At 73.5% G+C, this 2,154-nt stretch carries 2 protein-coding genes and 2 pseudogenes; all 4 read right to left on the minus strand.

The window, feature by feature from the left end; translation table 11 throughout:
• Positions 1-225, minus strand: a pseudogene (locus GJ632_RS21075) (hypothetical protein); the annotation flags it as partial.
• Between the two features lie 31 nt (positions 226-256).
• Positions 257-939, minus strand: a pseudogene (locus tag GJ632_RS21080) (HAD family hydrolase).
• Between the two features lie 88 nt (positions 940-1,027).
• Positions 1,028-1,150 carry a hypothetical protein gene (locus tag GJ632_RS24915; RefSeq protein ID WP_255473624.1) on the minus strand — a complete coding sequence of 41 codons (123 nt, stop codon included), beginning with the start codon at positions 1,148-1,150 and terminating at the stop codon, positions 1,028-1,030.
• Positions 1,147-1,974: a phosphotransferase family protein gene (locus GJ632_RS21085; RefSeq protein ID WP_191453947.1), complete on the minus strand. Its 828-nt coding sequence runs from the start codon at positions 1,972-1,974 to the stop codon at positions 1,147-1,149. Before GJ632_RS21085 ends, GJ632_RS24915 begins: the two co-directional genes overlap by 4 nt.
• Positions 1,975-2,154: the final 180 nt, after the last annotated feature.

Genomic DNA, 2,154 nt, shown 5'->3' on the forward strand with positions numbered 1-2,154 from the left:
GGCCTCGTCGAGGACGAGGACCGGCGGGTCGCTGAGGACGGCGCGGGCGAGGGCGAGTTCGGTCCGGAACGCCGCGGCGTCGGCGGCGAACTGGACGACTGCACCGCCGCCGTCGGCGAAGGCGACGAGTGTCGTCTCCTTCGTGTTGCCGCGGCGGGCCGGTGTCGCCGAGGCGACGGACCGGCCGGGGAACTCGCGTTCGAGGACGGTGGCGACGTCGCTCACTGCCCTCGACTCCCCGTTCGGCCCGTCCGCCTCATCCGCGCGCCCCGTCCAGCACGGCGGCGAGTTCCGAGAGCGATTCGAGGACGTAGTCGGGGTCGTACGTCCCGGCGTCGGCGTCGCCGTCCTCGGGACACCACGCGACGGGGAGCCCGGCCCCCTGCGCGCCCGCCACGTCGTACTCCAGCGAGTTACCGACGTACAGCGTCGACGACGCCGACACCGACAGTTCGGCGACGGTGCGGTCGAACGGGTCCGCGTGAGGTTTGCGGCGCGGCATGTCGCCCGCGTACACCACCGCGTCGAAGGCGTCTTCGAGCCCCAACGACGCGAGCTTCGTCGACTGGCGGTGCTCGGGGCCGTTCGTCATGAGTCCGACCGCGGCGCGGTCACGGGCCGCGGCCAAGCCGTCTTCCGCGCCGTCGAGGAAGGAGACGGCACCGTTGTCCACGACGGCGTCGAACCCCCGGGCCAAGGCGTCGACGTCGGCGTCGCGTCTGCCGTGGCGGTCGGCCACGGCGCCGAAGCCGTCGCGCAGGTAGCCGAGTCGGTCCTGCGGGTCCGGCGCGCCGTCGAGCGCCGCCCAGAGGTCCGCCGGCGCGCGAACGGGTCCTCCCCGGCGCGTTCGAACGCCCCGAAGTAGACCTCGTCGGCGTCCTGGTCGTGTCGGCACAGCGTCCCGTCGAGGTCGAACACGACGGCGTCGAAGCGTGTCACGCCCCCACTAGGGACGTGAGGAGCAAAAGCGACTCGCCGCCGGCGCGGTGCGGCGCGGGGAGTCGACGACGGGATACGGCGCGACCGGTCACGAGAGCCGTTCGACCCGCTCGAAGATGTTCTCGCGGAGGCGGGCCGCGCGTTCGGCCGTCTCGCGCGGCCCGTGCTGGTCCTGTACGTGTAGCGATTCGACGTAGTAGACCTCGTTCAACAGCGCGTAGAACGGCGCGCGCGGTCGAACCCGGACGGCAGCGACCGGACGGACTCGTAGCCCTCGCGGAACGCCGTCGACGAGGCGTCGTCGCCGCCGAACGTCGGTAGCACGGTGCGCCAGTAGTCGAACCCGGCGGGGGCGGCCACGGCGTGTTCGAAGTCGACCACGCACGCGACGCGGCCGTCCGCGACGGCGACGTGTTCGGGAGTGGCCCACCCGTGACAGCAGACCGGCGGGCCGGCGCCGGCGAAGGCGTCCGCGCGGTCACGCAGAAGGGCCACGACGGCGTCTGCGACGTCGCCGTGACCGTAGCGGGCGAGGACGGGGCGACGCCGCCGGACTTCGGCGAGGGCCGCCTCGCGCCAGTCCTCGGTGCCGTCCACGCGCGGTGCGCCGTCGTCGGTCACGGGGTCCGCCCCGTCGCGGGGCCGAAACGAGCCGAAGACTCCGAGGTGCGATTCCGTCTCCGCGTGCAGGGTGGCCAGCGTACGACCGGCGGCGCGCGCCCACGTCTCGTCCGCGACCCGCGCCGCGTCGGGTTCGGGCGCGTCGGGGTGCCACGCCGCGACGTAGTGGTCGTCACCGACCGAGAGCACCTCCGGGACGGGGACGGACGTCTCCCGGCCGACGAACGCCGTCACACGCCCCTCGACGCCGGCGCTCCCCGTCGGTCCGGTGTCTCGCTTGTAGACGGCGCGGCGGCCGTCGACGCGCACCTCGTACACCTCGTGCGGCGGCACGTCGCGCAGTCGGCGGACGATTCGGTGTGAGTCGGAGGCCGATTCGAGTCTGTCGCGTCTCTCGTCTGTGTCTCGTCGCATGGTGTTCGCCGCGTGACGGGCGGCGACCGGCCGGCCGCAGGGTGCTGCGGCTACGGCCGTGAGAAGACGGTCGAACGGTCGTCCGAACCGGACAAAAACGTTCCGGTGGGGGCCAGCGGACGGCCCGATGCGGCGGGGTCGGAGGGTGGCCCGCGACGGCCATCGCCGTTCGACCGTCAC

Source organism: Halogeometricum sp. CBA1124, from assembly GCF_009741955.1.
Lineage (GTDB): Archaea > Halobacteriota > Halobacteria > Halobacteriales > Haloferacaceae > Halogeometricum > Halogeometricum rufum.